Below are 3,251 nucleotides of genomic sequence, written 5' to 3'. Positions count from 1 at the left end.
ATCTTTTGATTAAACAGTTAATTTTAAGTATTGAATGTTTGAAAAAAGATGCAACGGTTAAAAGTGATTATTTAATAAGTGCCATAACACTTAAATTAATATTACTTTCACATGTTACGGTTAAACAAACAACCTGTAGATTGAATGATTGCAAGTAACATTAGTAATTTATATATTAAAGTTATTTAAATAGTTACAGATAAAATGCAAGGTTTTTATAGCTTGCTATGCTTTTAAATAATTAATACATTTTTCATTCTATTTTTTTGGTTGACATTTGTTTATTAATGGATTATTGCAATAATCGGAGGGGGTAAATATGAAATTTAAAAAGATAATGTTAGTAACATTGATGTTATTGGCGATTATATCGATTGGAGCTGCAAGTGCATCGGAAGATATTGCTGATGATAATGTTACATCTATTGAACCGACTGATGATTTAACAGTCTCTCAAGTCGATGATGAAAATGTAATTCAAACAGTTGATGATGAAAAAAATGGTGCTGATGACTCAGAAGAAATCTTAAAAGATGAAAAATTTGAACCGTTTGTTTCACCTTCTTTTTATGATAATTCCAAAGGCGAAATATTTCAAGCTCGTATGGAAGCTCCTGGGGCTAATGGAACATTCAGAGTTTATTATTCAGGGTGGAATGACTTTGGACCTTTCAAATTCAATAATACCTTGTTGGCATCTGCTGATATAATTGATGGTATTGGAATTGTTAATTTAACTGTCCCAATAGGAGGTAATCCTATATATACAGTAGGTTATGATTTTATTGATTATTGGGTTGAATATGAAACCAATAAAGGAAATGGTGATACATTTTTTAGTATAGGGGTCGTAGAAAACAATAAAGATATTTCTGCAAAACTTGACAGGATGGAATTTACAGAAGGGGGAAATAATAATGTTACTCTTCAATTCGCTTCACCCGTATACGGATTTTTGAATTGTTATGTGGATGGATTTAGCCTCCCGGAATATCATTTTGATGATGTAAACTCTGCAAAGGTGCTATTTGAATATTTAACTGTTGGAACACATTTTATAAAAGTTTTATTCACGTATAGCGAAACTTTTGACAATGTTGGAACATTCTCAAAAACATTCATAGTTACTGTAAACCCGTGGGTTCCAGTCATTGTACAAACGGCCACTAAAATCACATCATCCAAGCTAACCACTGCCTATAATGTTGCAGGTAAAGTCACATTCACTCTTAAGGATGAGGATGGCCGAGTTTTATCTGATGAAAATGTCACAGTTATTTTCAACGGAAATACTTATAATAAAGTCACCAATGCCAAAGGTCAGGTAAGTTTTGATGTCTCTTCAAGGCTGGCTCCTAAAACATATTATGTATACATTAAATTTGAGGGGGATGAAAGTTTTAAAGCGTCTTCTGCCAGTGCAAAAGTAGTTGTTTTAAAGGCAACTCCAAAGATAACTGCTAAGGCAAAAACTTTCAAAAAATCAGTTAAAACCAAAAAATATACAATAACATTGAAAAATAATTTAAATAAGGTCATGAAAAACATTAAGGTTACTCTTAAGGTCAACAAGAAAACTTACACTGCCAATACCAACAGTAAAGGTGTTGCAACATTTAAAATTACCTCATTGACTAAAAAAGGTACTTTTAAATCCGTAATAACCTACAAAGGCAATAGCTACTATAATAAGGTAACCAAAAATGTCAATCTTAAAATTACGTAGATGATTAAATTCATCTGCTTTTATTTTATTTTATTTTAAAAATTTGTATGACAAAAAGCCGATTTAAATGTCAGGGCAGGTAATATGCGGGTTATGCATTTGCCGACTGATGGGTATTGAATTGATTACGATGAAATTTATGCAGATAAAAGTTCCTCTCTTTTTTTAATAAAGAATTATTTTTACCAAATTTTTTTAGCTTATTTTCAAAGGGCATTATATTTTGAATAGTATACTGGCAACAAGATTTTTAAATGATTTATGGCCTTTATAATATCTATTAAACTTTAATATTTCTTTCAGCACATGATAACTTGATATTGGTTATTAAATAGGTTAATTAATCATTATTCATTCTTATTTTCATAAAAACAGTTTTTTAAGTAATTATTTTTTAAGGCTGTTTTGGCTGTTTTTAGGCGAGTGCTTATATTTTGTATAGTATTGTTGGTACATTGTTCTTTGATAAGATTCATTAACAATTTTGTGTTTTTTCATAAAGTTGCAACTTGAAAATGTTTATTATTAATGAAATTGATATCTTATAATACAATTAATAGGGAGGAATTATTTTTGACTGAAAGTAATGAATTGGATTCTACTTGCGGAATTTCAGATGAAGAGCTTACTGAAAGGTTTAAGGAATCTATTAGGATAGATCAGGAAATATGTAAAGTTAAAGGACTTCCTATTGCGGGTTATGATGATGAATTGGATAGTCCATACATTGAGTATCCTGACGGAAGGAGAGTATATCCAAATGAAAAATAGGCTCCCTGAAGTTATTGTTTTTGCAGGTCCGAATGGTAGTGGAAAAACTACCATAACTCGTATGGCTAAAAAGGCTTTGGGCCAAAACTGGAACAATCATTTCTGCCTTCTTCAAAGATAAACATGTTTTCCTTCTGTCAATAATTTTAATGAGGGATTAATCAATTTTCACAATTTTCAACCCCACATTTCCACACAATTGGGGAAAGCTATCAACTAAGATATCATTAAGTTTTTGTGTTTGGGCATCATTTATTCCTTCTAAGTAGTTGTCAACCTCTAAACCTAAATTAATTTGTTTTTGAGATATTCTCTGCTGACAGTTGTTTCGATATAATCGATTTCATCAGGGGATAACTCCATGACTGCATCACCGGGTTCATCCACATCCACAATATTATAGTTGATTTCAAATAGTGCTTCAACTATCAAATCTGTTTTCTGATAATTCAATTCCTGAATATGAAGTTTTAAACATTCAAAAGGCACTTCAACACCAGTGAATTTGCTGACATGATCATATAACTCAAATGTAAGTAACTTAAGATATGTAATGAGTATTTTTACTAGTAAAAGTATTACGTGAAAAAAATAATAAAATAGAAGTAATAACTCCAATATAAATTATTTGTATTCAAATCACTAATCATTGCAACTATTAATCTTAACATCTATTAATTTGATGTCGGATATAGGTTTTAGATGCAATATTATTAATGTATTTAGATTATGTTAATTTTAGTGGGAGTTTGTC

General features: G+C 30.1%; 4 protein-coding genes. 3 read left to right on the top strand and 1 reads right to left on the bottom strand.

Annotation, left to right across the window (positions count from 1 at the left end):
* Positions 1-319 precede the first annotated feature (319 nt).
* From ACKI2P_RS07185 to ACKI2P_RS07175, 3 genes are all read left to right on the top strand, one after another.
* Entirely contained in the window at positions 320-1,726 is a 1,407-nt protein-coding gene (locus tag ACKI2P_RS07185) for a hypothetical protein (RefSeq protein WP_407376351.1), read from the top strand.
* 573 nt (positions 1,727-2,299) lie between these two features.
* Positions 2,300-2,497 carry a hypothetical protein gene (locus ACKI2P_RS07180; RefSeq protein ID WP_296810468.1) on the top strand — a complete coding sequence of 66 codons (198 nt, stop codon included), beginning with the start codon at positions 2,300-2,302 and terminating at the stop codon, positions 2,495-2,497.
* Positions 2,487-2,618 (top strand): hypothetical protein, encoded by a 132-nt coding sequence (locus ACKI2P_RS07175; RefSeq protein WP_407376349.1) that lies wholly within the window; start codon positions 2,487-2,489, stop codon positions 2,616-2,618. The genes ACKI2P_RS07180 and ACKI2P_RS07175 overlap by 11 nt, the downstream gene beginning before the upstream one ends.
* 164 nt (positions 2,619-2,782) lie before the next feature.
* On the opposite strand, the gene ACKI2P_RS07170 is transcribed toward ACKI2P_RS07175, so the two are convergent.
* Positions 2,783-2,986: a hypothetical protein gene (locus ACKI2P_RS07170; protein ID WP_407376348.1), complete on the bottom strand. Its 204-nt coding sequence runs from the start codon at positions 2,984-2,986 to the stop codon at positions 2,783-2,785.
* Between the last annotated feature and the right edge of the window lie 265 nt (positions 2,987-3,251).

The organism is Methanobrevibacter sp. (assembly GCF_045541095.1).
In the GTDB taxonomy this organism is placed as follows: domain Archaea; phylum Methanobacteriota; class Methanobacteria; order Methanobacteriales; family Methanobacteriaceae; genus Methanocatella.
Note: the sequence above shows the minus strand (reverse complement) of the source record. Positions and strands in the feature narration are given on the sequence as shown.

What these genes read in the sequence shown, in the direction of transcription:
- ACKI2P_RS07175 (WP_407376349.1), top strand. Translation starts at nt 2,487, where the DNA reads ATGAAAAATAGGCTCCCTGAAGTTATTGTTTTTGCAGGTCCGAATGGT.
- ACKI2P_RS07185 (WP_407376351.1), top strand. Translation starts at nt 320, where the DNA reads ATGAAATTTAAAAAGATAATGTTAGTAACATTGATGTTATTGGCGATT.